General features: G+C 66.6%; 26 protein-coding genes. 2 read left to right on the top strand and 24 right to left on the bottom strand.

From position 1 onward, the window contains the following. Positions 1–30: 30 nt before the first annotated feature. The 21 genes from ACVIGB_RS22640 to ACVIGB_RS22540 form a co-directional block, all read right to left on the bottom strand. Positions 31–921: an amidohydrolase family protein gene (locus tag ACVIGB_RS22640; protein WP_456720971.1), complete on the bottom strand. Its 891-nt coding sequence runs from the start codon at positions 919–921 to the stop codon at positions 31–33. Beyond that, positions 918–2,036 (bottom strand): vWA domain-containing protein, encoded by a 1,119-nt coding sequence (locus tag ACVIGB_RS22635; protein WP_456720972.1) that lies wholly within the window; start codon positions 2,034–2,036, stop codon positions 918–920. Before ACVIGB_RS22635 ends, ACVIGB_RS22640 begins: the two co-directional genes overlap by 4 nt. After that, positions 2,033–2,914, bottom strand: a complete 882-nt coding sequence (locus ACVIGB_RS22630; RefSeq protein ID WP_456720973.1) for an AAA family ATPase — start codon at positions 2,912–2,914, stop codon at positions 2,033–2,035. The genes ACVIGB_RS22635 and ACVIGB_RS22630 overlap by 4 nt, the downstream gene beginning before the upstream one ends. A gap of 9 nt (positions 2,915–2,923) precedes the next feature. Further along, positions 2,924–3,946, bottom strand: coding sequence for a xanthine dehydrogenase family protein molybdopterin-binding subunit (locus ACVIGB_RS22625; RefSeq protein ID WP_028333322.1), 1,023 nt, complete (start codon positions 3,944–3,946; stop codon positions 2,924–2,926). Positions 3,947–3,948: 2 nt separating this feature from the next. Further along, complete coding sequence (locus tag ACVIGB_RS22620) at positions 3,949–5,541, bottom strand: xanthine dehydrogenase family protein molybdopterin-binding subunit (RefSeq protein WP_456720974.1); 1,593 nt, start codon at positions 5,539–5,541, stop codon at positions 3,949–3,951. A 12-nt stretch (positions 5,542–5,553) separates the two neighbouring features. Next, positions 5,554–6,033: a (2Fe-2S)-binding protein gene (locus tag ACVIGB_RS22615; RefSeq protein ID WP_456720975.1), complete on the bottom strand. Its 480-nt coding sequence runs from the start codon at positions 6,031–6,033 to the stop codon at positions 5,554–5,556. A 6-nt stretch (positions 6,034–6,039) separates the two neighbouring features. After that, the gene (locus ACVIGB_RS22610; protein ID WP_456720976.1) at positions 6,040–6,858 is read right to left on the bottom strand and encodes an FAD binding domain-containing protein; all 819 of its coding nucleotides are present in this window, start codon (positions 6,856–6,858) and stop codon (positions 6,040–6,042) included. A gap of 15 nt (positions 6,859–6,873) precedes the next feature. Next, the gene (locus ACVIGB_RS22605; RefSeq protein WP_456720977.1) at positions 6,874–7,317 is read right to left on the bottom strand and encodes an SRPBCC family protein; all 444 of its coding nucleotides are present in this window, start codon (positions 7,315–7,317) and stop codon (positions 6,874–6,876) included. Between the two features lie 3 nt (positions 7,318–7,320). Further along, complete coding sequence (locus tag ACVIGB_RS22600) at positions 7,321–7,758, bottom strand: SRPBCC family protein (protein WP_456720978.1); 438 nt, start codon at positions 7,756–7,758, stop codon at positions 7,321–7,323. 9 nt (positions 7,759–7,767) lie between these two features. Continuing rightward, positions 7,768–10,659, bottom strand: coding sequence for a flotillin domain-containing protein (locus ACVIGB_RS22595; protein ID WP_456720979.1), 2,892 nt, complete (start codon positions 10,657–10,659; stop codon positions 7,768–7,770). 24 nt (positions 10,660–10,683) lie between these two features. Next, positions 10,684–11,517, bottom strand: a complete 834-nt coding sequence (locus ACVIGB_RS22590) for a phosphoenolpyruvate hydrolase family protein (protein ID WP_456659422.1) — start codon at positions 11,515–11,517, stop codon at positions 10,684–10,686. A gap of 3 nt (positions 11,518–11,520) precedes the next feature. Further along, complete coding sequence (locus tag ACVIGB_RS22585) at positions 11,521–13,731, bottom strand: Tm-1-like ATP-binding domain-containing protein (protein ID WP_456720980.1); 2,211 nt, start codon at positions 13,729–13,731, stop codon at positions 11,521–11,523. After that, positions 13,724–14,506, bottom strand: coding sequence for an ABC transporter ATP-binding protein (locus tag ACVIGB_RS22580; RefSeq protein WP_456720981.1), 783 nt, complete (start codon positions 14,504–14,506; stop codon positions 13,724–13,726). The genes ACVIGB_RS22585 and ACVIGB_RS22580 overlap by 8 nt, the downstream gene beginning before the upstream one ends. Continuing rightward, positions 14,499–15,584 carry a branched-chain amino acid ABC transporter permease gene (locus ACVIGB_RS22575; RefSeq protein ID WP_456720982.1) on the bottom strand — a complete coding sequence of 362 codons (1,086 nt, stop codon included), beginning with the start codon at positions 15,582–15,584 and terminating at the stop codon, positions 14,499–14,501. Before ACVIGB_RS22575 ends, ACVIGB_RS22580 begins: the two co-directional genes overlap by 8 nt. 1 nt (position 15,585) lies before the next feature. Further along, a complete protein-coding gene (locus ACVIGB_RS22570) occupies positions 15,586–16,596 on the bottom strand; it encodes a branched-chain amino acid ABC transporter permease (protein WP_092124418.1) in 1,011 nt (336 codons plus the stop codon). Positions 16,597–16,726: 130 nt separating this feature from the next. Continuing rightward, positions 16,727–17,545, bottom strand: coding sequence for a helix-turn-helix transcriptional regulator (locus ACVIGB_RS22565; protein ID WP_092124419.1), 819 nt, complete (start codon positions 17,543–17,545; stop codon positions 16,727–16,729). Positions 17,546–17,683: 138 nt separating this feature from the next. Then, entirely contained in the window at positions 17,684–18,934 is a 1,251-nt protein-coding gene (locus tag ACVIGB_RS22560) for an ABC transporter substrate-binding protein (RefSeq protein ID WP_050401637.1), read from the bottom strand. 433 nt (positions 18,935–19,367) lie between these two features. Then, positions 19,368–20,087, bottom strand: coding sequence for an SDR family NAD(P)-dependent oxidoreductase (locus ACVIGB_RS22555; protein WP_456720983.1), 720 nt, complete (start codon positions 20,085–20,087; stop codon positions 19,368–19,370). A 19-nt stretch (positions 20,088–20,106) separates the two neighbouring features. Next, a complete protein-coding gene (locus ACVIGB_RS22550; protein ID WP_456720984.1) occupies positions 20,107–21,351 on the bottom strand; it encodes an acyl-CoA dehydrogenase family protein in 1,245 nt (414 codons plus the stop codon). A gap of 113 nt (positions 21,352–21,464) precedes the next feature. Then, on the bottom strand, positions 21,465–22,400 hold the full coding sequence (locus ACVIGB_RS22545; protein ID WP_456720985.1) for a helix-turn-helix domain-containing protein: 936 nt from the start codon (positions 22,398–22,400) through the stop codon (positions 21,465–21,467). A gap of 128 nt (positions 22,401–22,528) precedes the next feature. Continuing rightward, a complete protein-coding gene (locus ACVIGB_RS22540) occupies positions 22,529–23,302 on the bottom strand; it encodes an SDR family oxidoreductase (RefSeq protein WP_456720986.1) in 774 nt (257 codons plus the stop codon). A gap of 136 nt (positions 23,303–23,438) precedes the next feature. On the opposite strand from ACVIGB_RS22540, the gene ACVIGB_RS22535 reads away from it, so the two are divergent. Continuing rightward, positions 23,439–24,347, top strand: coding sequence for a LysR family transcriptional regulator (locus tag ACVIGB_RS22535; RefSeq protein WP_456720987.1), 909 nt, complete (start codon positions 23,439–23,441; stop codon positions 24,345–24,347). A 37-nt stretch (positions 24,348–24,384) separates the two neighbouring features. On the opposite strand, the gene ACVIGB_RS22530 is transcribed toward ACVIGB_RS22535, so the two are convergent. The 3 genes from ACVIGB_RS22530 to ACVIGB_RS22520 form a co-directional block, all read right to left on the bottom strand. Then, complete coding sequence (locus ACVIGB_RS22530) at positions 24,385–24,552, bottom strand: hypothetical protein (protein ID WP_456720988.1); 168 nt, start codon at positions 24,550–24,552, stop codon at positions 24,385–24,387. A 116-nt stretch (positions 24,553–24,668) separates the two neighbouring features. Beyond that, on the bottom strand, positions 24,669–25,142 hold the full coding sequence (locus tag ACVIGB_RS22525; protein WP_456720989.1) for a hypothetical protein: 474 nt from the start codon (positions 25,140–25,142) through the stop codon (positions 24,669–24,671). Positions 25,143–25,185: 43 nt separating this feature from the next. Continuing rightward, a complete protein-coding gene (locus tag ACVIGB_RS22520) occupies positions 25,186–25,647 on the bottom strand; it encodes a hypothetical protein (RefSeq protein ID WP_456720990.1) in 462 nt (153 codons plus the stop codon). Between ACVIGB_RS22520 and ACVIGB_RS22515 the strand changes: the two genes are divergently transcribed. Then, positions 25,640–26,572 (top strand): LysR family transcriptional regulator, encoded by a 933-nt coding sequence (locus tag ACVIGB_RS22515; RefSeq protein ID WP_456720991.1) that lies wholly within the window; start codon positions 25,640–25,642, stop codon positions 26,570–26,572. The two genes, ACVIGB_RS22520 and ACVIGB_RS22515, sit on opposite strands and share 8 nt — an antisense overlap. The last annotated feature ends 60 nt before the right edge of the window (positions 26,573–26,632 follow it).

Here is a 26,632-nt window from a genome sequence, read left to right as displayed (position 1 = left end):
TGTTCGTTGTTGCGTTCGTCCGCAGCGCGCCTATGGCCTCAGCCGATAGACCCGCGCCGCCGTCGTGCTGAAGATCGCCTCGCGCTGCTCGCGGCTGAGCCGTTCGGCGGCCGCCTTGAAGGCGTCGATGAGATCGCGGTAGCTGGTCCACAGCTTCTCGATCGGAAAGTTCGAGCCGAACAGGCAGCGGTCCGCGCCGAAGATCGCGACCGTGTCGATCATGACGCCGGCGATATGCGCGGCATCGTTACGATGGATGAAGGTGCCGAGCCCGGACAGCTTGGACACCACGTTGGGACATTGCGCCAGCCGCGCCATGCCGGCGCGCCAGGCGGCACGGCCTTGCGGCGACAGATCCTCCAGCATGCCGGCATGTTGCAGGATGAACGTCACGTCGGGGCAAGCCTCGGCGAGCCCTGCCGCATCGGCCATCTGCGGCGCGAACACTTGCAGCTCGAAGCTCCAGCCATAGTCGGCGAGGTGGCCGACATTGCGCCGGATCACCGGATCGGTGCAGAGATCGGGACGGGCCGCGAAGCGATAGAGCGGGTTTTCGTGCCAGTGCAGCTGCATGCGCACGCCGCGCACCAGAGGATAACACTTCAACCGATCGAGCTGCGGCCGGACGTCGTCGACGGAAAAATCGGCATAGGCGACGAGCGCATGCGGCCAGCCGTGCTGATCCGCGGTCTGCTGCACCCAGGCCGCCTCGTCCTCGAACTGGCCGTTCGGCCAGTTGGTCTGGACATAGACCGAGCGGGTGACGCCGGTGCCCTTGAGGTCGTCGAGATATTCCCCGATCGGATAGTCGCGGCGGATCGGCTCGTAGGGGCCGAAGATGCGCGGCTGCATCGGGCCGGACAGCCAGGCGAGATCGGCCTGACGCCAGATGTGATGATGTCCGTCGACAATGCCGGTCACGCAGCTCTCCTTGTTCCAAGCGACAGCAGATGCGCAACGACTGCCGCGCTCGATCCGCCGTCCACGAGATCATCGACCAAGCGCTGGATCGCGATCAGCGCCTCGGTTTGCGGCTTGAAGCCGGGCGAGGTCGCGAGCGGCGTCAGCCAGCTCACGCGCCAGGCCCGGCGCGACAGCTTTGCGACCGCATCGCGCAGCGCCGCCGGGTCGCCGCGCTCGAGGCCGTCCGAGACGATCACGACCGCGGCGCCGCGGGCATATCCGCCGAACCGCGGCACAGCGAGGAAGGCCTGCAACGCGTCGCCGATCCTTGTGCCGCCGTCCCAATCGCTGACCAGGAAGGAGGCGGCGTTCAGCGCCTGCTCGCGCCGCTTCAATCGCAGCGCCCGGGTGACACGGGTCAGACGCGTGCCGAAGGTGAACACCTCGACATTGCCGGCCGCCTGTATCAGCACATGCGCCAGCCGCATGTTCTCCTCGGTGCGCGCCTTCATCGAGCCGGAGACGTCGATCAGGAACAGGATCTTGCGCGGGCGCTGGCGGCGGCGCATCCGGCCGAGCCGCAGCACCTCGCCGTCATTGCGCACGCTGTCGCGTAAGGTACGGCGCAGGTCGGCGAATGGGCCGCTCTTCGCGCGCCGCCGCCGGTGGCCGCGGCGCCGCGGCAGCCGCCGGTCCGCCTCGCGCGCCAGCCGGCGCAGCGGATCGCTGGTCGCGGTCTGCGCGAATCTTCGCTCGACCAGTGCTTCGGCGCGTGCCGCAGCGAGGCCGGATTCATTGGCCTCGTCGGCAAGCGGCGGCTCGTCCTCGCCGCGGCCTTCCTCTTGCAGGCGGACAGTCTCCTCGTCCTCGCCCTCGGCCTGCTCGATCGCATCAGTGCCGCGGAAATGGATGTCGAACAACCGGTCATACGTCGCGCGGCGCTCCGGCGGCGGCGCCAGCGTGGCTAGCCCGGCCCGGCGGATGTGCTCCAGGCTGCGCGGCCCGAGCAGTTCGATCGCGGCGAGGAAGCTCGTGGTCTGTTCCGGCGCGACCAGGAAGCCGTTGGCGCGCAGCAGCGCGACAAAGGTGACGAAGATCTGCGCGGCGCGCGGCAGCTTGAGATCGTCGCTCACGCGGCTGCCTCCGCGATGATCGCATCGAGCCGGGGTGAAATGAAATGCAGATCCTCCTCGTCCTTCAGCGCAACGCCGATCGAGCGCTTGAAGGCATCCGGCCAGCGCGCGCCACCCTTGTTGAGCAAGGTTGCGGCCTCGGCCCAGTCGACCGCCTCGGCAACCCCCGGCGCCTTGCTCAGCGGCTCGCGGCGCAGCCGGCCGACCGCGGCGACCACGGCGCGCGCAGTCGCCTCGGCGACGCTGGAGGCCCGCATCATCACAATCCGGGCCTCGCGCTCGGCATTCGGATAATCGATCCAGTGATAGACGCAGCGCCGCCGCAGCGCCTCGTGCAGGTCGCGCGTCCGGTTCGAGGTCAGCACCACCACAGGATGTTCGGCGGCGCGGATGGTGCCGCGCTCGGGGATCGAGATCTGGAAGTCGGAGAGGAACTCGAGCAGGAAGGCCTCGAACTCCTGGTCGGCGCGGTCGATTTCGTCGATCAGGAGCACGGTCGCGTCGGGCGCGCGCAGCGCGGCCAGCATCGGCCGCTCGATCAGGAACGACTCGCCGTAGATGTCGATGCTCTCCTCACCCGCTTGCCGGATCGCCAGCATCTGGCGTGGATAGTTCCACTCGTAGAGCGCGGCGGCGGCGTCGATGCCTTCATAGCATTGCAGGCGGATCAGCCGGCGGCCAAGCACGGCGGCGATGGCTTTCGCGGCTTCGGTCTTGCCGACACCCGGCGCGCCCTCGAGCAGCAACGGCTTGCCGAGCGCGAGCGAGAGATAGGAGGCCGTCGCGATGCCGTCGTCGGCGAGGTAATAGGCCGCGCGCAGCGCCTTCTCCAGCGCCTCGGGGCTGTCGATGCCGACGATGTTGCTGCGGACCGGCATGGAAGGACCTCAGCGCCGCGGTTGCGGCCGTGCGCCGCCCTGTGCCTTGATCGCGCGCAGCACTTTCTCCGGCGTGATCGGCAGGTCGTCGATGCGCACGCCGACTGCATTGAAGATCGCGTTCGCGACCGCGGGCAACACCGGATTGGCGCACATCTCGCCGGGTCCCTTGGCGCCGAACGGGCCGTCGGGCGCGGGGCGCTCCAGCACCGCGATGTCGTGCGGGCAGATGTCACCCGGTCCCGGCATCAGATATTCGACGAAATCGCGCGGGCCATGCACCGGCTCCGGATAATAGGGCTCCGGCGTCTCGTAGAGCGCGTGGCTGACGCCCATCCAGGCGCCGCCGACCAGCTGTTGCTCGACCAGCCGCGGATTGAGCGCGCGCCCGAGCTCATAGGCGGAATCCATCCTGACCATGTCGACCTCGCCGGTCTCGTCGTCGACCTCGACCTCGGCGACCAGGCAGGCATGCGCATAACATGTCGCCGGCGACATCTCGCCGGTTTCCGGGTCGACGTCGGAGAGCGGCACCAGGAAGATGCCCCGGCCGGAGATCGTCTTGCCCTGCTTGAACTGCGCGGCGATCGCGACGTCCTTGGTCGAGATCGAGCGGTGCGGCGCGCCCTTGACGTGGATGTTGCCGCGCCCGTCGGTCTCGAGATCGGCGGCGTTCACCTCCAGTTCCTCCGCGGCCGCCTCCATCATGACGCCGCGCGCTTCCCGCGCCGCGGCCATCACGGCGTTGCCGACGCGATGGGTGCCGCGCGAGGCGAACGAGCCCATGCAATGCGGGCCGGTGTCGGAATCGGCGGTGTCGACATACACGTCCTCGACCGGCACGCCGAGCGTTTCGGCGCAGATCTGCCGCGTCACCGACTTCATGCCCTGGCCGAGATCGATTGAGGACAACGCCACGGTAAATTTGCCGCTCGGGTTGGAATGCACCAGCGCCTGGCTCGGATCGCCGCCGAGATTCATGCCGATGGGATAGTTGACTGACGCGATGCCGCGTCCGCGATGCCGGGTCATGGTCAGCGCCTCCTGGTGCCGAAGACGGATGAGAAGCGGGTGGCACCATGCGACGGCGCGCTCGGCCGCAGTGGCGGAGGTGATGTTGGCGGTGAGGGAGGCGGCGGTGGTGGCGGCTCGCGGGTCGCGGCCGGCGCGCGGTCATACGTCGTGCGCTGCTGGATCGGTGCGGCCGACGGCGCATGCGTCTCGCGCGGCGTCAGCGTCACGGCGGCACGGATCCCGCCGCCATCCTTGCGCGACGACATGCGCTTGAACTCCTCGCGGAGCGGCCATTTGGCCTTCTCCGCGGCGACCTGCACGCATTCGATCAGCGCGGTGTTCTTGGCCTCGCGGCGATGCGCCTTCATGTCGCCGTCGCGATACGCATTGAGGATACGGAACTCCATCGGGTCCATGCCGACGAGATGGGCGAGCTTGTCCATCTGGCATTCGATGGCGAAATCCATCGCGGTGACGCCGAAGCCGCGCATCGCGGTCGCCGGCGTGCGGTTGGTGAAGACGCAGTAGACGTCGCCATGGACGTTCGGGATCGTGTAAGGGCCGGGCAGATGGGCGGCGCATTTCACCGCCGCATAGCTCGACAGCCGCGTATAGGCGCCGCTGTCGAAATAGGCGCGCACCTTGCGGGCGACGACGCGGCCGTCCCGCATCACGCCGTCCTTGATGTAGATGCGCTCGGCACCGCGCGGCGGGCCGTATTGCATCTCCTCCTCGCGCCCGAATACGTAGCGCACCGGTCGTCCGGTCAGCATCGCGCCGAGGATGCAGAGCGGCTCCGTCAGAGTATCGACCTTACCGCCGAAGCCGCCGCCGACCGTGCCGCCGATGAAATGGAAGGTGTTGGAGGGTACATCGAGGATCTTGGCGCAGGTATCGACCGAGAAGAATAGTGCCTGCGTCGAGGTATAGACGATGTAGCGGCCGTTGGTGTCGGGTGCGGCAATCGAACCGTTGGTCTCGGTCGGCGCGTGCTCGATCGGCGACATCTGGTAGCGCTGCTCCAGCACATGGTCGGCCGAGGCCAGGGCGCGGTCGGCGTCGCCGAAGCGCAACTGCTGGCGATCATAGGTCTCGTGATAAGTGAAGGTGTTCTTGGGATAGACCTCGTTGACCACGGGCGCGCCGGGCTTCAGCGCGTCTTCAACGTCGAACACCGCCGGCAGCGGCTCATAGTCGATCTTGACCTTCGCAATGGCTTCAAACGCCTCGCGCGGACTGTCGGCGACGATGGCGACGATCGGCTCGCCCTTGTAGCGCACCTTGTCGACCGCGAGCGACGGCTCATCGTCCTTGCCGAAATTGATCAGGCTGAGTAGCGTGTTCAAATTGTGCGGCACGTCGGAGGCGCGGATCACGCGCCGCACCCCCTGCGACCGCTCGGCCTCCGACGTGTCGATGCGCCGCAATCGTGCATGGGAATGCGCGCTGCGGACCACCTTCAGGTGCAGCATGCCCTGCAGCTTGTGATCGTCGAAATAGGGCGAGGTGCCGGTGACATGGCCGAGCATGTCCTGGCGCTGTGTGCCCTTGCCGATTTCTTTCAGATTATCGTCGCGCTCGTCGGCGAAGAGGTCCTTGCGCAATTCCAGCATGGCACTGTTCCCTTACGCGCGAGCTTGGCCGCCGGAAGCGGCGGCCAGCACGGCGTTGATGATCGGCTCGTAGCCGGTGCAGCGGCAGATATTACCGGAGATCGCCTCGACGACCTCGGCGCGGCTCGGCTGTGGATTGCGGTCGAGCAACGCCTTGGCGGCCATCAGCATGCCCGGCGTGCAGTAGCCGCACTGCGCGGCGAAATTGTCGGCGAAGGCGCGCTGCAGCGGGTGCAGGTTGGGGCCGTCCTTGATGCCGTCGAGCGTCTCGACCGAGCGGCCGGCGACTGTTTCGGCCAGCGTCAGGCAGGAGAGATGCAGCTCGCCATCGATCAGCACACTGCAGGTGCCGCAGCCGCCCTGGCCGCAACCGAATTTCGGCGTCATGTCGCCGATCAGCTCGCGCAGCGCGACCAGAAGATTGGTGCCGCCATCGACGAAAATCGCGACGTCACGGCCGTTGTGCTGAAATTGGAGAGGGGTCTTGGCCATCGCGATTTATTCCTGACCGGACAACAGGCGCTTGAGATGGACGCCGACGATCTCGCGGCGATACCAGGCGCTGGCGAGCGCATTGTCGGTGGGCGAAGTTCCTTCGACGGCAGCCGCGGCCGCCGCATTGATCGTGGATGTGTCGAGCGACCGCCCCTCCAGCGCGCGTTCGGCAGCGCGAGCGCGGATCGGAGTTGGCGCCATCGAGCCGAGCGCGACGCGGGCGCCGACGATCCGGCTGCCGTTGACCGGCAGATGGGCCGCGAGCGTGATCACCGCGCCGCCCTTGGGCTTGATCCGCGCGATCTTGCGGTAGCGGAAGGCATCGGCACTGCCGGGCTTGGCAAAGGAGATCGCGAGCACCAGTGTGCCGGCCTGCCGGTCGCGCGATTGCAGGAATTCCTCGATTCCGATCTCGCGGCCGCCGAGCCCACCCTGCACCGACACGACGGCGTCGAGCGCGAGCATCGCGACCGTGAAGTCGCCATACGGCACGGGTGCGAACAGATTGCCGCCGACCGTACCCATGTTGCGCACCGCCGGTCCGCCGATCGAGCGGGCAGGGCCGTGCAGGAAGCCGAGATCGCGCTCGGCCAGGATGCGCGCGAAGGTGACGCCGGCGCCGAGCGTGATACGCGAGCCGGACGCGTCGATCCGCGTCATCGCCTGGTCGCTGGCGCGCACGACGGTCGAGATCGAGATGTCGCCCTCGTTCAGCGCCCGCATCACCAGCGTGCCGCCGCCGAGATAGCGGGCGCTGCGATCCGACGACAGCGCCGCCGCGGCCTCATTGGTGCTGGTGAAGGTCTTCACCGTGACTGGCATGATGTCCTACCCCGCTTACGCGGCCTCCTTCAGATGCCGGCGGATGGCGTCGAAGCCGGCCTGGTAGATGTCTTCCGAAACCATGTGCGTGATGCGATCCGTGTCCTCGGCCCGCGTCGTGAAGCGCGACTCCCAGTGCCAGAAGGTGCGGTCGCCGTCGGTGACCGGCAGCAGGCGGACATGCGCCACGTAGTTGAACATCGGGACCGGTGTATCGAGCAGGCAATAGCTGAACGATTGTTCGAGGTCGGACAGCGCCAGCAACTGCTCCCGCAGCTCGGCGCCATCCTTCAGCTTGAAGCGCCTGACACAGCCGATCTTGTCGGACGGCTGCGCCCGCTCGATGCCGCTGGTCGCCACCGCCGGGTGCCAGCGGTCATGGCCGTTGAAATCGCGCAGCACGGCCCACACCGCATCGGTCGGTGCATCCAGGATCGTGCTCTTGACGATGTGCGGCACGGCCTACCCTCCGAACGCCCGCTTCAGCGCGTCGAAGCCGCCCTGGAACACGCCGCCGCCGATATTGTTGACCAGTTCCGTCTCGCGCTCCGACGCGCAGTCGAACTCGGCGGTCCATTCCATGAACGTCTGGTCGCCGTCGGTGACCGGCGTGAGCCGCAACGTCGCGACATAGTTCTCGACGCCCATCGGCGATTCCAGGATCGAGTAGGTGCAGAACATGTCGTAGTCAGACAGGCCGAGCAGCTTCTCGCGGATGCGATCGCCGTTGCGCAGGCGAAAATCCCTGACGCAGCCGATCTTGTCTGAGGGCTCGCCGCCCTCGATCCGGCTCTCCGCGATCGCAGGGTGCCAGTTCGGCAGCCCATTGAAATCGCGGACGCGCGCCCAGACCCGATCGTTGCGGGCGTTGACGACAGTAGAGACGTAAACCCGTGCCATGTTGCGAGCTCAGTCCTTCTTGCGCGGCGTGCGTTCGGGGCGCGGCTCGCCGCCGCCTTCGGGTGCTGCCGGCTTGGCGTCGCCGCCGCTCTTGCGTGCGGAGTCCTTGATGCCCTGCATGTCGCGGGCCTCGCGGATCAGGCCGGGCATCTTGGCCAAGCTGCCGCCTTCGACGCCGATGTCCGACAGAATCGAGTCGATCAGCGGCGCCTGCACGCGGTAGCGCAGCGCCGAGTCGATCACCTCGTCGGTGGCGCTGCGACCGGAACCGCCACTATTTCCGTTGCCGTTGAGCCCGTCGACCTGGAGGATGCGGATGCCCTCGATCTTCTCCATCGGCTTGACGCTCTCGCGCACGATGCCCTCGATCCGGTCGAGCAGCTTGCGACGGAACAGTGAGTAGCGGGCCTGGTCGGTCAGCACGTTCTCGGCCTCGTTGAGCAGGCGCTGCGCCTCGGCCTCGACTGTGGCACGGACCCGTTCGGCCCCGGCCGCGATCCTGGTTTCCTCAGCCTGCTTCTCGGCGAGCAGAACCTCGACGGTCTTGCGCCGCTTGGCGATCTCGCTCTCGCGTGCGGTGACGACGCGCTCGGCCGCTTCGGTGGCGTGGACCCTCGCGTCCTCGGCGGCGGCGCGCGCCGCGGATTCCTCCAGCGACTTCTGGTGCAGCGCGATGGCTTTCTCCATCAGCGCGGTCTCGACGTCCTTCTCCCTGTTCACCTCGAGCTTGCGCAGCTCGCGCTCACGGCCGATCCGGGCCTCGTCGAGGCCGCGGTCGGAGGCGATGCGGGCGCGCTCGACCTCTTCACGCGCCGCGATCTCGGCCTCCTGCAGCGATTGATTGCGGGCGACCTCGAGCTGCTCGATCGAGCGCCGCCGTTCGATCCGCGCGGCCTCCAGCGCCTGCTCGCGGGTCACGTCGGTGGTCTCGACCTCCTTGCGGGCCGTGATCTCGGCCTGCTTGACCTGCCGGTCGGCGTCGATCCGCTCAGAACGCTTGGCGGCGAGCGCGATCACGCGTTCCTCGTCGGCGAGCTCGATCGCCCGCTTCTGGTCGATGTTGAGCACTTCGCGGGTCCTGGAGGAGGTGATCCGCTCGCTCTCCAGCGCCAGCTCGACATCGATGCGCTGGCGTTCGACCGCGTCGCGGCGCTTCAGCTCGGCGGCCTCGATCGCTCCGGTGCGTTCGATCTCGAGCGCGCGGGTTTCGCGCTCGGCACGGATGCGCTGCGCGGCGACCGACTTCTCCTGCGAAATGCGCGCGGCCTCGATCGATTCGCGCGAAGCGATGTCGGCTTCCTCGATCGCGCGGGTGCGTGCGATCTCCAGGGAGCGGACATGTTCCTCCTGGGCGATCCGCGACGCCTCGGTGGCGTCGCGCGCGGTGATCCCGGCGATCTCGATCGCCTGGTTGCGCTCGATCTCGAGCTTGCGCGTGATGTGATCGGCGGCGATGCGCTCGGCCGCCAGCGTCTTCTCTCTGATGATCCGAGCGGCTTCGACCGACTTCTGCGCCTCGATCTCGGCTTCCTGGATGGTTCGCACCTGCTGGATTTCCAGCGCGCGGGTGCGTTCGTCGGAAGAGATGCGCTCGACATTAACAGTCATGGTCTGGGCGATGCGCGCCTTCTCTGTGGCCTCACGAGCCGCGATCTCGGCCTCCTCGACGGCGCGGGTGCGCTCGATCTCGCGGCGGCGGGTTTCTTCTTCGTTGGCGATGCGGGCATCGGTGACGACGCGGTCCTGCTGGATGCGAGCCTTCTCGATCGACTCGCGGGCCGCGATTTCGGCTTCCTCCACCGTGCGCATCCGCTCGATCTCGCGCTGACGGACCTCGCGTTCCGAGGCGATGCGGGTGGTGTCGACCGAACGCTGGTTGGCGATCCGCGCCTTCTCGATCTCCTCACGCGCCAGCAACTCCCGTTCTTCGACCGCGCGGGTGCGCTCGATCTCCCGATGCCGCGTCTCGCGCTCCGAGGCGATCCGAGCTTCGGTGATGGCCTGCTCATTGGCGATGCGCGCCTTCTCGATGGCTTCGCGCGCGGTGATCTGGGCCTGCTCGGCCTCGGTCTCGCGCAGCGCGCGCTCGCGGGCGACTTCGGTGCGTTGCAAGGCGCGGCGCATCTCGATGTCGCGCTCCTGCTCGAGGCGGGCGGTCTCGCTCTCGCGCTCGATATCCAGCGCCTGGCGTTCGGCCTCCAAGTTGCGGGAGCGGATCTTGATCATCGAGTCCTGTTCGATGTCGTTGCGCAGCTTGCGCTTGGCCTCGATGTCTTCCATCAGGCGGGTCAGGCCTTCGGCGTCGAAGCGGTTCGAGGGGTTGAAATATTCGAGGTCGGTCTGGTCGAGATCGGTGATCGCGACCGATTCCAGTTCGAGGCCGTTCTGCGCCAGCGCTTCGGCGGCGTTGGCCTTGACGCGGGCGACATACTCGCCGCGCTGCTCGTGCATCTGCTCCATCGTCATCTCGGAAGCAACGGAGCGGATCGCGGAGATGAACTTGCCCGAGAGCAGGGTATGCAGCTGTTCCGGCTCCATGGTGCGGCGGCCGAGCGTGGCGGCGGCGATCGAGACGGCCTCGCGGGTCGCCTGCACCCGGACGTAGAAATCGGCCTCGATGTCGACGCGCATGCGGTCGCGGGTGATGACGGCATCCTGCCTGGAGCGCACGATCCCCATCGGCAGCACGTTCATGTTGACCGGCGTGTAGTCGTGGATGAACGGCAGCACGAAGGCGCCGCCGTTGATCACCACCCGTTCGCCGAGGAAACCGGTCCGGACGAAGGAGGTTTCCTTCGATGAACGGTGGTAGAGCCAGTTCACCACATAGACGATGATGACGATCGCGACGATTGCGACGATGAGCCAGAGGATCAATTCACCGACCAGCATCCCTGACATGTCTTCCTCCCTTGGTCACGGCGGCTAGCGCGCGCCGATCGCCTTGAACTTGCGAACCTGATCCGTCAGCGCCCGCTCGACCGGCAAGCGCTCCATCGAGGAGGCGCCGTAGAAGCCGTGGCAGTTGCGGGTCTTCTTCATGATGAAATCGGCATCCGCGGGGTCCGCGATCGGGCCGCCATGCGCGAGCACGATGATGTTCGAATTGACGCTGAGCGCGGCCTCGGCCCAGGCCTCGATGCGGGCGGGGCAGTCGGCGAGCTTCAGCGCGGTCTGCGCGCCGATCGTGCCGCCCGTGGTCAGGCCCATGTGGCAGACGATGATATCGGCGCCCGCGATTGCCATCGCGGTCGCTTCCTGCTCGCTGAATACATAGGGCGTGGTCAGCATGTTCTTGTCATGCGCCTTCGCGATCATGTCGATCTCGAGCGCGTAGGACATCCCGGTCTCTTCGAGATTGGCGCGGAAGGTGCCGTCGATCAGGCCGACGGTCGGGAAGTTCTGCACCCCGGCAAAGCCGATCGCCTTCAACTGGTCGAGGAACACGTCCATGTCGCGGAACGGATCGGTGCCGTTGACCCCCGCGAGCACCGGCGTCTTGGTCACGACCGGCAGCACCTCGCCGGCCATCTCGACGACGATCGCATTGGCATCGCCATAGGGCATCAGTCCGGCGAGTGAGCCGCGGCCGGCCATGCGGTAGCGGCCGGAATTGTAGATCACGATCAGGTCGACGCCGCCGGCCTCCTCGCATTTTGCCGATAGGCCAGTGCCGGCGCCGCCGCCGACGATCGGCTCGCCGCGTGCGATCATGGCGTGAAACTTCTTCAGCAGCGCCGCGCGTTCAAACCTGGGCATGGGTCACCTCGCCACTCTCCGCCGGCTACCGGCGCGTCCGAGCAGCGGACGGAACGCGCTGACGATGGCGGCGGTGAACTCGGGATCGTTGATGTTGCGCTTGATGCGGATGATCTGGCGGTTGCCGGTCTGGCGCACGGTCTGCTCCAACGCGCGGAACAGCGCCGTGTCGGCATCGGGGTCCCAGAACGGCTGGCCGGGCGCATCGAGCGCGGAGACCCCGCCTTCGGCCAGAAAGAAACGCACCGGCCCGTCCATCTGGTTGAGGCGTTCGCCGATCCAGCGGCCCATGCGCTCGTTCTCTTCCGGCGTGGTCCGCATCAAGGTGACCTGCGGATTGTGGATGTGGAATTTGCGCTGCCGGTAGCGCTCCGGAATCGTGTCGGGCGCGCCGAAGTTCACCATGTCCAGCGCGCCGACCGAGCCGACATACGGCACGCGGCTGCGGATGATGGCGCCGAAACGATCGCCGGTCGCCGGGAATACGCCGCCCATCAGGAGGTCACAGACCTCGGTCGTGGTGAGATCGATGACGCCGGCGAGCTGGCCGGACTCGACCAGCTTCTCCATCGAGCGGCCGCCCACGCCGGTGGCGTGGAACACGAGGCACTCGAAATCCTCGCGGAGGTCAGCCGCGATCTTCTGCACGGCCGGCGTGGTCACGCCGAACATGGTGATGCCGATGGCCGGAAGATGAGCGCCTGTATCGCGCGGCTTGCCGGTCTGTTCCTCGAGCCGTGCCTTGACCATGCCGACCATGGCATGGGCGCCGTTGCCGAGCACCGTGCGCGAGATCGAGTTGAGGCCCTGCACATCGGTCACCGAATACATCATGGTGATGTCGGCGGGACCGACATAGGGACCGACGTCGCCGGACGCGACCGAGGAGATGATGAGCTTCGGTACGCCGATCGGAAGCGCGCGCATGCCCGGCGCGACCAGCGACGCGCCGCCCGAGCCCCCGGCGGAGATGATGCCGGCGATATTACTCTGGCGGCGCAGCCATCGTTCGAATGCCTCCGCCATCGCGGTCACCGAGGCGCCGCGATCGGCGCCGAATACGCCGGAGCCGCCACGGCCATGGTTGAGGGCAATCTCCTGCGCGGTGACGTCGCAGCTCGCCGCCTTGCCGCTGGTCGAGACGTCGACCAGCCGGGTGCGCAGGCCGCTGGCCGCGATGATATCGCGGATGAAGCGCAGCTCCGCACCCTTGGTATCGAGCGTGCCGACGACCAGCACGACCGGCGGCCCCGATGTCCTCGACGTCGCCGGTTCGCGCCGCGAGCGGGTTGCTTCCTCGAGACGCGTGACGGCGATGGACTGCGTCCGCGCAGCGGCTTCGATACGGGCGATCGGCACCGGTTGCGACCAGCGTGTCGGCAGCACGGGATTGGAGACGTAGATGCGAGTCGGACCCTTGCGTTCCGGCTGCGGCGCGCCGGCCGCCTCAGCTTTTTTCGGCGCCGTCTCGGCATCGATCTCGTCAGCGCCGTGGGTGCCGACGCCGAGCAGCCGCTGCTGCAGCTCGCGGTCGGTCGCAAGGCGGGCGGAGTCGATGATGCGATTGATCCGGCCATTGACCATGATGGCGACGTTGTGCGACACCGCGGTCGCGACGCCGATGTTCTGCTCGATGACCAGGACGGACATGTCACCTTCCTCGCCGAGGCGCACGAGCATGTCCTCGACTTGCGCGACGATCACAGGCGCAAGTCCCTCGGTCGGCTCGTCCATGATCAGGAGTTGCGGATTGGTGAGCAATGCGCGCGAGATCGCGAGCATCTGCTGCTCGCCGCCGGAGAGCTGGTTGCCGCCGTTGTTCTTGCGCTCGGCGAGGCGCGGGAAGGTGTCGTAGATGCGCTCGATGCTCCAGGCGCCACGGCGCAGGCCGCCGGCGAGCGCAAGGTGTTCGTCGACCGTCAGCGAGCGCCACAGCCGCCGGCCCTGCGGCACATAGCCGACGCCGAGCCGGGCGATCCGCGCCGGATTCAGCCGCGTGGCCTCTTCGCCGCGAATCCGGATCGAGCCACTGCTGGCGCGGACCAGGCCCATGATCGCCTTGCACAGCGTGGTCTTGCCCATGCCGTTGCGGCCGACCACCGAGAACACGCCGGTATCGAGCGTGAGGTCGACGCCCTGCAGCGCATGCGAATGGCCGTAGTAAACGTCGAGGCCCTTCACCTCGAGCGCGGGCGCGGGGCGGCGGTCATTCATGGCCGCCTCCGAGATAAAGCTCCTGCACCTCGGGATCGGACTCGATCTCGCGCGGCAGGCCTTCCTTGAAGATGCGGCCGTTGTGCATCATCGTGACGCTCTCGACGACGCGCAGCGCGACGTCCATGTCGTGCTCGATGATGATGTAGCCGATATGCGCAGGCAGCGAGGTCAGGATCTCGATCAGCTCGCGCCGCTCGGTCGGCGACAGTCCCGCCGCCGGCTCGTCGAACAGGATGAAGCGGGGTGCGCCGGCCAGTGCAAGCGCGATCTCGAGCTGCCGCTGCTGGCCATGCGCCAGTTCGGCGACGCGCTGGTGCTTGACGCCGGCAAGGTGCACGGCCTGCACCAGCGTTTCGGTCGCGTGCATCAGCGCATCGTTCTGCCCCGGGCGCAGGAACGAGAACCGACCGCGCGAGACCCCGCGGCAGGCGAGATAGACGTTGTCCTGCACGGTGAGGCCGGGAAACAGCGCCGAGATCTGGTAGGTGCGGCGCAGTCCGCGGCGGATGCGTTCATAGGGCGGGAACTGGGTGATGTCCTCGCCAAAGAAGCGGATCGTGCCGGAGGAGGGCGGGAAGTCGCCGGTGATGCAGTTGAACAGCGTCGTCTTGCCGGCGCCGTTCGAGCCGAGCACGGCGCGGCGTTCGCCGGGCCGCACGGTGATGGTGACGTCGGTTAGCGCCGCCAGCGCGCCGAACAGCCGGGTGACGCCGCGCAGCTCCAGCGCCGCGCCGGCGCCGACCACGGACAGCCGCTGCGCGACGCTATCCATGGCGGCCTCCGCCCGAACGTTGCGTCGCGGATGCGCTATGCCGCCGCCAGCGTTCCCAGAGGCCGATCACGCCGTCCGACGACCAGAACACGATGGCGAGGAAGCCGAGCCCGATCAGCAGGCGGAAGCGGTTGCCGTCGAGCCCGAACTTGATCAGCACGTCGAGCGCGAAGGTGCGCAGCAGCACGAAGATCAGCGCGCCGATGAAGGGACCGATCGGCCGCGTGATGCCGCCGACCACCGCGATGATCAGGACGTCAATGCAGGCGCCGACGCTGACTGAGCCGGGCGAGATCTGCCGGTAGTTCCAGACCTGCAACACGCCGCCGAGTGCCGCGATGAAGGCGGCGAAGGCGTAGGCCGCGATGCGGTGGGCGTTGGGGTTGAAGCCGAGCGCCGCCATGCGGCGGGGGTTGTCGCGGACGCCCTGCAGCGCGAGGCCGAACGGCGCGCGCGAGACATACTGGACGGCGAAGTAGCAGATCGCGGCGACGCCGAGCGTCACGTAGTAGAAGGCGATATCGGCGCGCCAGTCGACGCCCCAGAAATGCGGGGTCGCGACGGTGTTGATGCCGGTATGGCCGTTGAAGATCGCCCAGTTCTGGTTGGTGAAGTAGTAGAATGCCGCTCCGATCGCGAGCGTGATCATGATGGTGTAGATGCCCTCGGTGCGCACCGCGAGCGCGCCGCCGAGCGTGCCGAACAGCGTCGCCAGCGCCAGCGCCATCGGCGTTGCGAGCCACCACGGCCAGCCGAGGCTGATATTGGCGTTGCCGCTCATGCCGAACACCGCGACCATGTAGCCGGCGAAGCCCGCGATCGTGAGCTGCATCAGGCTGACCATGCCGCCATAGCCGGCGAGGAACATCAGGCTCAGCGCGATGATGCCGAGTATCAGCGTGGTGGCGAAGATCTCGATCAGGAAGAAGCCGTTGGCGATCAGCGGCATGATCACGAGGAGCAGCGCGACCAGCCAGGCCGCCGGATTTTGGATTTCCGGCCAGGCGCGTATCAAGGCGCGGCGGGTCGCGTTGGCGGAGGGATCGGGGCGGAACTGGGTGCTCTGCAGCAACGACATCTCATCGCCTCGCGAGCAGGCCCTGCGGCCGCAGCGCCAGCACCACGACCATGATCAGGAAGGTCACGACGATGGCGTAGGTCGGGATGTAGACCGAGCCGAGTTGCTCGGCGAGGCCGATGATGACGGCGCCGAGCGCAGCCCCCGGGATCGAGCCCATACCGCCGACGATCACGACCACCAGCGAGGCGAGCAGGAAGCGGGTGTCCTCGCCCGGCGAGAGTGACTGGAAGGTGCCGCCGACGACGCCGGCGATGCCGGCAAGGCCCGCGCCGAGTGCGAACACCAGCACGAACACCAGCTGGATCCGCACCCCGGTCGCGGCCAGGATGTCGCGGTCGTCGACCCCGGCGCGCACGATCATGCCGATCCGCGTGCGGTTGAGCGCCAGCCACATCGCGATCCCGATCACGACGGAGGCTGCGAAGATCACGAGCCGCACCAGCGGATATTGCAGATAGACCGGCTCGCCGGATGATTTCACCGCGGTCAGCAGCGGCAGCTGCACCGGGCCGATCAGCCAGCTCGGGGTCTGGACCTGGTAAAAGTCGCCGCCGAACACCCAGAGCATCAGATCGGCGAACACGATCGAGAGCCCGATCGTCACCATGGTCTGCCGCAGGTCCTGGCCCTCCATGCGGCGGAACACGGCGAGCTGCAGGATCACGCCGACCAGCGCCGCCGCGATGAAGGCGACGATGAAGCTCAGGATCCACGACCCGGTCCAGGTGCTGATGGCGTAGCCGATATAGCCGCCGAACAGATAGAGCGAGCCGTGCGCGAGGTTGACGTTGCGCATCAGGCCGAAAATCAGCGTGAAGCCGCTGGCTACCAGGAAATACAGCCCGCCGAGCGTGATGCCGTTCAGCACCGCGTTGAGGAACACGCGCTTGCGGCCGATCGCGGCCTCCAGCCCCGGCGGCCAGATCGCGAACACCAGCCACAGCAGCACCGCGACCGCGATGATCACGATCAGCGCCCAGGCCGGATGGCGTTCGATGAACCTGGCCATCTCCGTCGCGTTCCCTCAGTGGTCGCGACCGTCTGCCGGGCCGCGTATCCTTGCATCCTACCGAGGGCAAAGGCGGCGGATTTGATCGAGAGTATCTTTTATCGCTGCTCCATCGTTGTGCGGAACTTGTTCACGGCCGCAACACCTTGGCGGCGCGGCGATAGTCGGTCGGGGCCATGCCGACATTGGCTGCGAAGAAGCGGGTGAAACCGCTCTGCGAGGAGAAGCCGAGATCGAAGCCGATATCGGCGATCGGCGCTTCGGTCGCCACCAGCGCATCCAGCGCCTGCTCCATGATCAGCGTGTTCATGTAGAGGTGAGGGGTGACGCCGGTCTGGGTGCGGAACAGCCGGTAGAAATGCGGCCGCGACAACCCCGCTTCGCGCGCGATCGCATCGAGCTCGATCTCGGCGCCGGGGCTTTCCGACATCAGCTTGATCGATTTGCGCACCCTGAAATCGGTCACCGCGGCGGCGGCGGGCGCGTCCTGCGCCGCCTGCCAGCTCTCCTCGTAGCAGGAGTCGATCAGCTGCCGGAGCTCGCAGTCGAGGCTGCGCAGCGACGGCGCGCCGCACACCAGTGCTGCGGTGCGGCGGATCAGCCGGTCGAGCGCCTCGGTGCGCGGAAAGAAGGTGCGGCCGAACCGCAGGCCCTGCGCGCTCGCGGGCTGCGGCGCGAACCATTCGGCATTGACATAGAGCACGAAGAAGATCGCACCGTGGTCCATGTCGGTCGGCAGAAAATTGTGCGGTTCCCACGGGTTGACCGCGACCACGGTGTCGTCCTTGAGCAGCAGGCGCTGCTCGGAGACGTCGATCTGCGCCGGCGTGCCGCCGACATGAAAGATCAGGTGCCCTTCGCGGTGCGCATGCACGTTGAAGGGACGGTTCAACTGATAGACCGTCGCGCGACCGAACCGGCCGTGGAAGACGGCAAGCGCCCTGCTCATGCCTCCCCTCCCGCGGGATGTTCTTGTCTTTTCGACAAGCGTTCATCATCCGCCCGCGGAAAGCAAGGGCGAGCAGGGCTGTTCATGCAACCGCGCGCTTCCGTCACGGCTGGCTTGCTCGCACCTGCAACAAATACGTCAGTACTTCTTGCACTCCGGGACCGTGCGGCTCGGCAGGCCGATCTTGGCGAAAACCGCCGGATCGTAGCCCAGCGTCTGGTTGACGTTCGGGATCACCTTCACGACCTTGCTGAACAGCGCGCCCTTGCCGTCGTCGACCACCTCGGTGACGAAATTGGTGCCGATCGCCTGGCGGTTGGCGTCGAGTTTGATCTTGCCGTTCGGGGCGTCGATCTCGATCTTCGCCAGTGCGTCCTTCAGCTTGGCCTGGTTGTTGGAGAGATCGCCATTGACCTGCCGCAGCGCCAGGATCAGCGCCATGGTCGAGCCGTAATAGTTGGTGGCGAGCAGCGACGGGCTCGGGAAGCGTTTGCTCTCCGGGAACGAGTCCTGATAGGCCTTCACGAATTTCTGCCAGCCCGGATCCTCCCAGGTATCGGCCTGGCCGCTCGCGGCGATGGTGCCGATCAGCGCGTTCTTGGCGCTGCCCTTCGACGACAGGATGGTCTGGTCGATCATGATCGAGCCGCCCATCAGATGCGCCTTGCCGCCGGCCTGCTGATACTGGTTGAGGAAGTTGACGGCGTCGGCGCCGCCGAGGCCGAGATAGATCGCATCGACATCGTCGGGCAGGGCGGCGATGACAGAGGCGAAGTCCTTGGTGCCGAGCGGCACCCATTGCCGGTTGGTGACCTGGCCGCCGGCGCCGCAGAACTCGAGCACCAGGCCGAACACCTGGGTGTAGATGAACGAGTAATCCTCGCCGACCGTCGCGATCTTGCGATAGCCCTTGGTCTCATAGGCATATTTGCCGAGGCCGACCTGCCATTGCGCGCCGTCCATGTTGTAGCGGAAGAAGTTCGGCGCGGGATCGACATAGGTCGTCTCCTGCGCGCCGGAGGCGGCGTTGACGAAGGTCAGCTCCGGATGGGTCTTGGCAAAATTCTTCACCGCGATGCCTTCGTCGCCGGACAGCGGCGACAGCAGGATCTGTACCTTGTCCTGCTCGATCAGCTTGCGCACCGCGCGCACCGCTGAGTCGGGCGTCGCGTCGGTCGAGGCGACGACGAACTCGAGCTCCTTGTCGCCGATCTTCTTGCCGAGCACGTTGAGCGCGGTCTGGTGGCCGCGCATGCCGTCCTCGCCGAGCACCGTATAGGTGCCCTCGAGCGTCGCGGTGACGCCGACCTTGATCTTCTCCTGGGCGAACGCCGTGCCCGAAAGCAACAGGCTGCTCAACGCAATCAGTCCTAAACTGCCTTTCAACATCGCTCTCCTCCCTCTGTGTTGTCACCGGCGTCCACATGGCCTGACGAAGGCTGATGGGCGTCCGGTTGTTTGCCGGCAAAGCTAGCCGAAGCCAGGCGCGGCGCGGATGTCGTCACTGCGGAGGTGCTTAACGGGCAGTCTCATTTTGATTGTTGCGCCGCAACGAGGTTTGCGGCGGGACCGCATGCACAATCGTCGTCCCGGCGAAGGCCGGGACCCATAACCACAGGATTGGGTTGGTGAGGAAAGCTGTGGCCCCAGCCTCGCGCAATAATCACCATCGGTGGTTATGGGTCCCGGCCTGCGCCGGGACGACACTGAATTTGCGCACGCGTCAATTGCGCATTCGGCGTCCACCGCATCTCACGCCGCGTTCGTGCGCCGCGAGGCCGCGAAGTAGCGCGGAGCGGCAACGTGGTCCGGGCATCGCCTGCTACGGCATGTGGTGGCCGGCGGCCTGTCCGCCGTCGACGTGAAGCACTTCTCCTGTCACGAAGCCTGCGCCATCGAGGTAGAGCACCGCGTCGACGATGTCGGGGATCTCTCCCATCCGGCCGACCGGGTGGAGCGCCGCCAGCGCTTGATGCGCCTCCGCCGGGTGCATCGGGGTCTTGATGATCCCGGGCGACACCGCGTTGACGCGGATTCCGGTCCTTGCATATTCGATCGCGAGCGCGCGGGTTGCGGCGTTCAGGGCGCCCTTGGTCAGCGAGGCGAGGGCGGCGGGAACGCTGCTCATCGGTTGGTCGACGAGACTTGTCGTGATGGTGACGACGTGGCCGTGGCCCTGCTTGCTCATCAGCTCCAGCGCGCGCCGGGTCATGTGGAAAAAGCCGGTGACGTTGGTCGAGATGTAGCTGGCGTAGTCATCCTGCGTATAGGCGGTGAATGGTTTCGCCATGAAGATGCCGGCGTTGTTGACCAGCGTGTCGACGCGGCCGAAACGCTCCAGCGCCGCCTTGAACACGTGCTCTGCCGTATCGGCTGCGCCGATGTCGCCCGCCACCGTGACGATATCCGCATCGGCGGCCGGCTTGATCGAGCGTGACGTCGCGACGACCCGGCAGTTGCGATCCCTGAAGGCCTGAACGAGGCCGGCGCCGATCCCCTGCGATGCGCCGGTGACGACTGCCACTTTCCGCTCTGTGCTCATGATTGCACTCCTTTTCGCGCTACGCTGCGCCGCTTGCGGCGAGCGGGCTGTAGTCGCGGCTCTTGAACATCGTATGTAATTGCCGCCGCCGGATGCCGAGATTGCCGCCGTCGAAGATCGGCAGCGCGAGCGCGTCCTGCAGCAGGCCGCCGAATGGCGCCTCATGATCATAGCTGTCGATCCCGACCACCCGCATCAGATCGGTGATCACGCGCACGGCGGACTCGGAGCCGAAGATCTTGGCCTGCACCGCCAGCTCTTCGGCCGCGGGCGACTGGGTGTCGAGGGCATGGCAGGCGCGCCAGCTGAGAGTGCGTGCCGCCTCGATCGTGGTCTTGGCATCGGCGAGCGCGTATCCGACCGCCTGATGCTCGATGATGGGGTGGACGCCGCCGCGTTTTTCGCTGCGGGCAAAATCCAGCGCGAACGCGAAGGCCGCCCGCATCAGCGCGACGCCGAAGATTCCGACCAGCGCCGCGGTGCCGGTGAACGCCGCCGCGGTCAGCGCCAGACCTGAGCCTTGCTGTCCGAGCAGATTGTGGTGCGGCGCCGTGACATTCTGAAAGCCAAACTGCGGGACGAGGTGCGCGCGATGACCGACGCTGTCGATCGCGCGTTCGAACACAAGGCCGCTCACCGGACCTTGCACGGCAATGATCGAGATGCCCGCATCGGGCGCTGCTGCCGGATCGGTGCGGCACACGATGGTCAGAAGATCGGCGCCCTCGCGATTCCAGCCGGTGGCCGAGGACACCCATTTCTTGCGGCCGTTGATCAGCCAGTTGTCGCCCTCGCGCCGGGCGGTGGTGCGGACGCCCTCGCCGGGCGGCGGCGAGGCGGCGTTGGCGCTGCCGCCCGGTTCGCTGGAGCAGAAGGCGGCGAGCGGCGCGCCGCTGGTCTTCAGGAACGGCGCGAGCAGCCGCTGGCACTGCTCCGGCGTGCCGCCGAGCAGCAGCGGCAGCAGGCCGAGCACGCTGCCGAGCATGGTGAGCGTCACGCTGGGGTTCACGCTGTAGAATTCCTCGGCCAGGATCGCCATGTCGATCATGCCGGCATTGTCGCCACCCGCCGGCGCCGGAATGCATTTGCGCAGATAGCCGGCCGCCACCATCGCCTCGTAGGTCGGTTTGGTGGCGAGGAAGCGCTGCTCGGGCGTCGCCAGCTTTTCGGCGGCCCTGGCCTCGGCCAGCACCTCCCTGGCAAACTTACGGGAGGCGAGCTGCAGCTCGCGCTGCTGTGCGGTGAGCGTGAAATCGATCGCCATGCCAATGCCCTCCGTGTCGGCGGTTCGGGCTATGGCTATCGCGGTGTGGTCAGGAAATCTTGGACGGCAGTGCCCGATTTCTTGGCGCGGAGTGAACCAAATCTCATCGGGCTTCAGTGCGCGGCGGCGCGGCGGAACTCGCGCGGGGCGAGGCTATTGTGGCGCTTGAACAGGCGGTTGAAATGCGAGATGTCGCGGAAGCCCGCGGCAAAGGCGATTTCGGCAATGGTCTTGTGCGCTGAGGTGCGATCGAGCAGGGCGCGCGTGCACGCGGCGATCCGCTGTTCGTTGACGTGCTCGCCCACGGAACGGCCGGTGCTCGCAAACAGGCGGTGCACGTAACGCTCGGAGCAGCGGAATTTCGTGGCCAGCGCCGGCGCACCGAGCTCGGGGTGCTCGCTGTGGCGGGCGATATGGTCAAGCATCATCGACAGCAGCACCGGCGTATGCACGCGCTCCGCCGCCATGTCGGCGAGGATGTCGGGTGCGTGCGCGATCAGCTCGGCGATGTGCGTGCCGAGCATCGCCGAGGTTGTTGCGATTTGACCGCCGCTCAGGCAGAGCTCGGCGTAGCTCGCCAGCGTCCGCGAGAGCGCGCGGCCGGTTTCGGTCGCAGACAGGCCAAGCCGCGGGCGATCGAACAGCGTGTCCGGCAACAGGCGACGCGGCACGGCAAAGCAGAACAGCTTGAAGTGATGCCGGTGGGCGATCTCGAACGGCTGCGTCGTATCGGCAACCGCGAGATCGCCGGGGGCGCTGATCTGCTCGTGGCCGCGCTGCGAGGTGCGCCCCAGCCCTTCGAGCTGGAGGTTGACGAAGCAGAGGTCGTCGGTGCTCGCAGCGATGTGCGAGGCGAGCCGGTGCACGATGTGCCCGCTCGCCGTGACGCGCGATATCTGCAGCGGCGCGGCGTCGACCTTGCAGATCGCGCCCGCAAACGATTCCTCGGCAATCCTGCGCGGCTCCAGTCGCACGAAGGCAGCTGCGAGGTCGTCGGCCCAACTGCCGAAGGGCTGATCCGGACGGGCCGGCCTGGTCGACCATTCCATGTGCGCCTCGAATAGACCGTCACTGCGAAGGGCCCAGCGGGGCGAAAGATATCGCCGGCCAAACCGGCGGTCAAATTCCGCCGGCGGACTGGTCCCCTGCAAGGAAAGGCGTGCAGGGAACGACGGCCTCACTTCGTGGTGTAGCCGCCGTTGACCAAAATGGTCTGGCCGGTCATCCACCAGCCGTCCGACACCAGGAGGCGAATCCAGGGCACGATATCCTTGATGTCGGTGAGGCCGGTCTTCGAGAACCCGGACAGCGCCGCTGCCGATTTGTGATAGGCGACTGCATCCGCGCCTTCGGCCGGATAGAAGAACGGCGTGTCCATCGGGCCGGGGCCGATCGCAGTCACCGAGATGCCGCGTGCGCCGAATTCCTTCGAGGCCGCGCGGGTGAAATGCTCGACCGGCGCCTTGGTGCCGGCATAGGCGGCATAGAACGGCGTGTAGGCGCCGAGCAGCGACGTCACCAGCGTGCAGATCTTGCCGTTGTCGTTGACGTGACGGCCGGCCTCCTTGAGGAAGAAGAACGCGGACTTGGCGTTGACCGCACTCATCGCGTCGTATTCGGCCTCCGAGATCTCGACCATCGGTTTCTTCAGCACTTTGCCGACGGTGTTGATCGCGATGTCGGGACGGCCGATCGCAGCAACGGCATCAGTGAACAGCTTCTCCATCGCGCCCGAGGTCGTGAGGTTGGCCTGGAAGGCGACCGCGTTGGCGCCGGCAGCCTTGATCGCGGCGACGGTCGCGTCGGCGTCGGCCTTGGTCGCAGCGCTGTTGTAGTGGATCGCGATCGCCTTCGCGCCGTGGGCCGCAAGATCGCGCGCGATCAGGCCGCCGAGGTTCTTGGCACCGCCGGCGATGATGACGGTCTTATCCTTGATGCTGTGGACGGGCATGGCGTTCGGCTCTCCGGATCGTGCGGCCGCGCCCTGCGGCCGCTTTCTGGAGGCCACGATATCGTCTAGGATTTGCCGATAAAGCCATGCATTCTGACGTCACTTGTCAGAAATGGCGAACAATCGGGGCCCGATCTTGGACCGCATCGATCTCTTCCGCATCTTCGCCCGCGTCGTCGAATGCGCGAGCTTTACGCGGGCGGCCGACACGCTCGGGCTGCCGCGCTCGTCGGTCTCGTCAGCGGTCGCGGAGCTGGAGCAGCGCATCGGCGCCCGGCTGCTGCATCGAACGACGCGAAAGGTGTCGCCCACCCATGATGGCGCGGCGTTCTACGAACGGTGCCTGCGCGTCGTCGCCGATGTCGAGGAGGCCGAGACCCTGTTCCGCCATGCCGCCGCCGAACCGTCGGGCCGGCTCAGGGTCGACGTGCCCGGGCGGATCGGCCGCCTGATCATCGCGCCGGCGCTGCCCTTTTTCCTCGATCGCTATCCGCAGATCGACATCGATCTCGGCGTCACCGATCGCGCCATCAACCTGATCGCGGACTCCGCCGATTGCGTGGTGCGCGTCGGCCCGCTCGGCGATTCCGGCCTGATCGCGCGGCCGCTCGGCAATCTGACGCTGATCAACGTCGCGAGCACGGGATACCTCGCGCGCCACGGCACGCCGCAGACGCCGGATGATCTCGGCGCGCATTGGGCGGTCAACTACGCCTCGCCTTCCACCGGCCGCATCGAGGAATGGGAATGGTGTGAGCAGGGCGCGTCGCGCACGATCGCGATGCGCGGCCGTGTCACCGTCAACAGCGCCGAGGCCTATATCGCCTGCTGCCTCGCCGGCCTCGGGCTGATCCAGATTCCGGCCTACGACGTGAAGCGGCATCTCGATGCCGGAGAGCTCGTCGAACTTATGCCGCAGCATCGCGCCACGCCGATGCCGATGACCTTGCTCTATCCGCACCGCCAGCATCTGTCGCGGCGGCTGCAGGTGTTTGCCGATTGGCTGACGGCACTGCTGAAAGAGAAGCTGCTTGTCGCGGGCTAGAACTTCAGCGTGATGTAGGTCCGAAAGCTGCAGCGCGTCATCGCCTGCTGTTGCCGGCGCGGGTCGAGGTCGTCCTTGTCGCGCGCTTCACCTCGACCTTGGGCTGGAAAAACAGGCCGGGCATCACCGAGACCAGTCCGAAGGTCATTCCGAGGAATGCCAGGAACGTATCGAGATAATTGATCTCCATTTCAGTTGTCTCCATTCGGCTTGCACCGGGCTTCCCCGGTGCAATGCGTTCGATGAACTAGATATGGTCCGGTACATTGCTCGGTACAATAGAAACATTGATCTCGGAGCAATACTTTCAATGCTCCGCGTCTAGGCGGCAATCCGTGCCTCCTGAAGCGCGTCCGGGTGCCGCTGCTCGATGGCTTTGACGGAGTTTTCGAATGCTTTCTCCAGGACGCTCCTGCCGATCGACCCGAGCACGAGACCGAGGACCCATCCCCTGAGATTCTTGCCGTCGCGCACCACGACCACGTCAATGTCGGTCGTGCCATCGGACCGCCGCGCGAAGGTGTAGGTGTGGCCCGACCTGCCGCCCCACACATTGGAGTCGGTCGTTGTCAGGACGACATGGTCGGGATCGGACCAGTCGTAGTGCAAACGCTCCCAGATGCCGTTCGAGCCTTCGGTCACGTCAGCATCCGAGGGGCCGCGATGATGCACCTTGAGATAGGCGTCGGCGCTGTTGCCGAACAGTTTGGAGCGGCCCGGCCCGAAGTCGGTGAGACCGGTGACGTACTGCTCGGGCGTCAAGCTTGTCGTCCGATGAAGGTGGATCGTGGACATCTGTCGCTCCTGCACCAAGTGATGGAAGGCTCCGCTGTGGGGGCTAATTGGAGAGTGCGCCCGACTTGCGGACGGTCACGCTGTCGCCGTTCCGGCTGATCTCCAGTGCGCCTGCCTGGTTCGGCGTCGAGAGCAGGGCACGTTGACCGGGCGCCAGCACCGAGACGAAGCGGACGGGGGTTCCGGCCTCGCCCTGTGCGAGCGTGGTCACGACGCGATATCCGTCGGGCTCGACCGTGTAGTAGGCGACGCCGGATACGTTGCCCAGATGGATGCTTTGGGCCTCGATCGGCTTGAGGTCGCGCGCCTCTGCGGCCCCAAGCGAGGCGCCAAGTGAGGCGAGGGTGAACGCGGCGGCGAGAACTGAACTGCGGATCGACATGGGATCCTCCATTGGCTTGAGTGTCAGAATCTGGGCGGCGAGCGATGGCCCGTCTGCTCCCTTGCCGGAGGAGATGGTCAGGCTATGATCATCGATCAAACAGATGGGATCGATAATGGCCATTGATGCCGTCAATCTGGGTCGGATCGACCTGAACCTGCTTGTTCATCTCAATGCGCTGCTCACCGAACGGAGCGTGACCCGGGCGGCAGGCGCCGTCGGCATCGGCCAATCCGCGATGAGCCACAATCTCGCCCGCCTGCGCGAACTGTTCGATGACGAGCTGCTCACGCGAGGGCCCGATGGCATGCGCCTCACCCCGCGCGCGATGACCTTGCTCGATCCGGTGCGGACCGCACTCGCCCAGGTCGAGGCGGTGCTGCTGCGCGACCAGACTTTCGATCCGGCCACGGCGGTGCGGACGTTCAGGCTCGGCCTGTCGGACAGTATGGAAATCCTGATCGTGCCGCGCCTCCTGGCGCGCATGCGCGAGATCGCGCCGGGCATTCACCTGCGGCTCTATAATGTCGATACGTCCCGGCTGCTCGATGACCTCGACGCCGACGAAGTGGATCTCGCGCTCTCCTATGGGCCGATCCAGCAGGGACAATTGCATCACAAGCAGCGCGTGCTGTTCACCGAGAGCTTTCTTTGCATGTTCAATGCCGAGAAGACCGGTGTCACGCCGCCCATCTCGCTTGAGGACTACATCCGGCTTCCGCACGTACTGACCAGCCTGCGGCCGGGGCGCAGCGCGCGCGGCTTCGTCGATGAAGCGCTCGAAGAGCTCGGTCTGCAGCGCTCCGTTGCGCTGACCACGCCGCGTTTCCTGACCGTGCCGTATCTGGTGGCGCAAGCTCCCGTGATCGTCACCATGGGCGCGCGGCTGGCGCGCCGCTTCGCCGCCGATCTCGGGCTCAGCCTCAGTCCGCCGCCGGTGAAGGTGAAGGACGTCACGGTGTCATTGCTGTGGCATGCGTCCTACCATCACGACCCGGCTCATGTCTGGTTGCGAGACCAGCTGGTCCAACTGGTCGCCGAACTGTGAGCCGGCACGGCGGGCGCGCGCCTCACGCCGCGCCTGCTTCTAGGTGTCGCGAACTCTGGC

Source organism: Bradyrhizobium sp. USDA 4341 (genome assembly GCF_054063755.1).
The sequence above is the reverse complement of the archived record's forward strand: the minus strand, read 5'-3'. Positions and strand labels throughout refer to the sequence as shown.

Bases quoted from the DNA above. Each gene is read 5' to 3' on its own strand.
- ACVIGB_RS22630 (WP_456720973.1), bottom strand. From the start codon at position 2,914: ATGCCGGTCCGCAGCAACATCGTCGGCATCGACAGCCCCGAGGCGCTG.
- ACVIGB_RS22625 (WP_028333322.1), bottom strand. From the start codon at position 3,946: ATGACCCGGCATCGCGGACGCGGCATCGCGTCAGTCAACTATCCCATC.
- ACVIGB_RS22620 (WP_456720974.1), bottom strand. From the start codon at position 5,541: ATGCTGGAATTGCGCAAGGACCTCTTCGCCGACGAGCGCGACGATAAT.
- ACVIGB_RS22615 (WP_456720975.1), bottom strand. From the start codon at position 6,033: ATGGCCAAGACCCCTCTCCAATTTCAGCACAACGGCCGTGACGTCGCG.
- ACVIGB_RS22610 (WP_456720976.1), bottom strand. From the start codon at position 6,858: ATGCCAGTCACGGTGAAGACCTTCACCAGCACCAATGAGGCCGCGGCG.
- ACVIGB_RS22600 (WP_456720978.1), bottom strand. From the start codon at position 7,758: ATGGCACGGGTTTACGTCTCTACTGTCGTCAACGCCCGCAACGATCGG.
- ACVIGB_RS22595 (WP_456720979.1), bottom strand. From the start codon at position 10,659: ATGTCAGGGATGCTGGTCGGTGAATTGATCCTCTGGCTCATCGTCGCA.
- ACVIGB_RS22590 (WP_456659422.1), bottom strand. From the start codon at position 11,517: ATGCCCAGGTTTGAACGCGCGGCGCTGCTGAAGAAGTTTCACGCCATG.
- ACVIGB_RS22585 (WP_456720980.1), bottom strand. From the start codon at position 13,731: ATGAATGACCGCCGCCCCGCGCCCGCGCTCGAGGTGAAGGGCCTCGAC.
- ACVIGB_RS22580 (WP_456720981.1), bottom strand. From the start codon at position 14,506: ATGGATAGCGTCGCGCAGCGGCTGTCCGTGGTCGGCGCCGGCGCGGCG.
- ACVIGB_RS22575 (WP_456720982.1), bottom strand. From the start codon at position 15,584: ATGTCGTTGCTGCAGAGCACCCAGTTCCGCCCCGATCCCTCCGCCAAC.
- ACVIGB_RS22570 (WP_092124418.1), bottom strand. From the start codon at position 16,596: ATGGCCAGGTTCATCGAACGCCATCCGGCCTGGGCGCTGATCGTGATC.
- ACVIGB_RS22565 (WP_092124419.1), bottom strand. From the start codon at position 17,545: ATGAGCAGGGCGCTTGCCGTCTTCCACGGCCGGTTCGGTCGCGCGACG.
- ACVIGB_RS22560 (WP_050401637.1), bottom strand. From the start codon at position 18,934: ATGTTGAAAGGCAGTTTAGGACTGATTGCGTTGAGCAGCCTGTTGCTT.
- ACVIGB_RS22555 (WP_456720983.1), bottom strand. From the start codon at position 20,087: ATGAGCACAGAGCGGAAAGTGGCAGTCGTCACCGGCGCATCGCAGGGG.
- ACVIGB_RS22550 (WP_456720984.1), bottom strand. From the start codon at position 21,351: ATGGCGATCGATTTCACGCTCACCGCACAGCAGCGCGAGCTGCAGCTC.
- ACVIGB_RS22545 (WP_456720985.1), bottom strand. From the start codon at position 22,400: ATGGAATGGTCGACCAGGCCGGCCCGTCCGGATCAGCCCTTCGGCAGT.
- ACVIGB_RS22540 (WP_456720986.1), bottom strand. From the start codon at position 23,302: ATGCCCGTCCACAGCATCAAGGATAAGACCGTCATCATCGCCGGCGGT.
- ACVIGB_RS22530 (WP_456720988.1), bottom strand. From the start codon at position 24,552: ATGGAGACAACTGAAATGGAGATCAATTATCTCGATACGTTCCTGGCA.
- ACVIGB_RS22525 (WP_456720989.1), bottom strand. From the start codon at position 25,142: ATGTCCACGATCCACCTTCATCGGACGACAAGCTTGACGCCCGAGCAG.
- ACVIGB_RS22515 (WP_456720991.1), top strand. From the start codon at position 25,640: ATGGCCATTGATGCCGTCAATCTGGGTCGGATCGACCTGAACCTGCTT.
- ACVIGB_RS22520 (WP_456720990.1), bottom strand. From the start codon at position 25,647: ATGGCCATTATCGATCCCATCTGTTTGATCGATGATCATAGCCTGACC.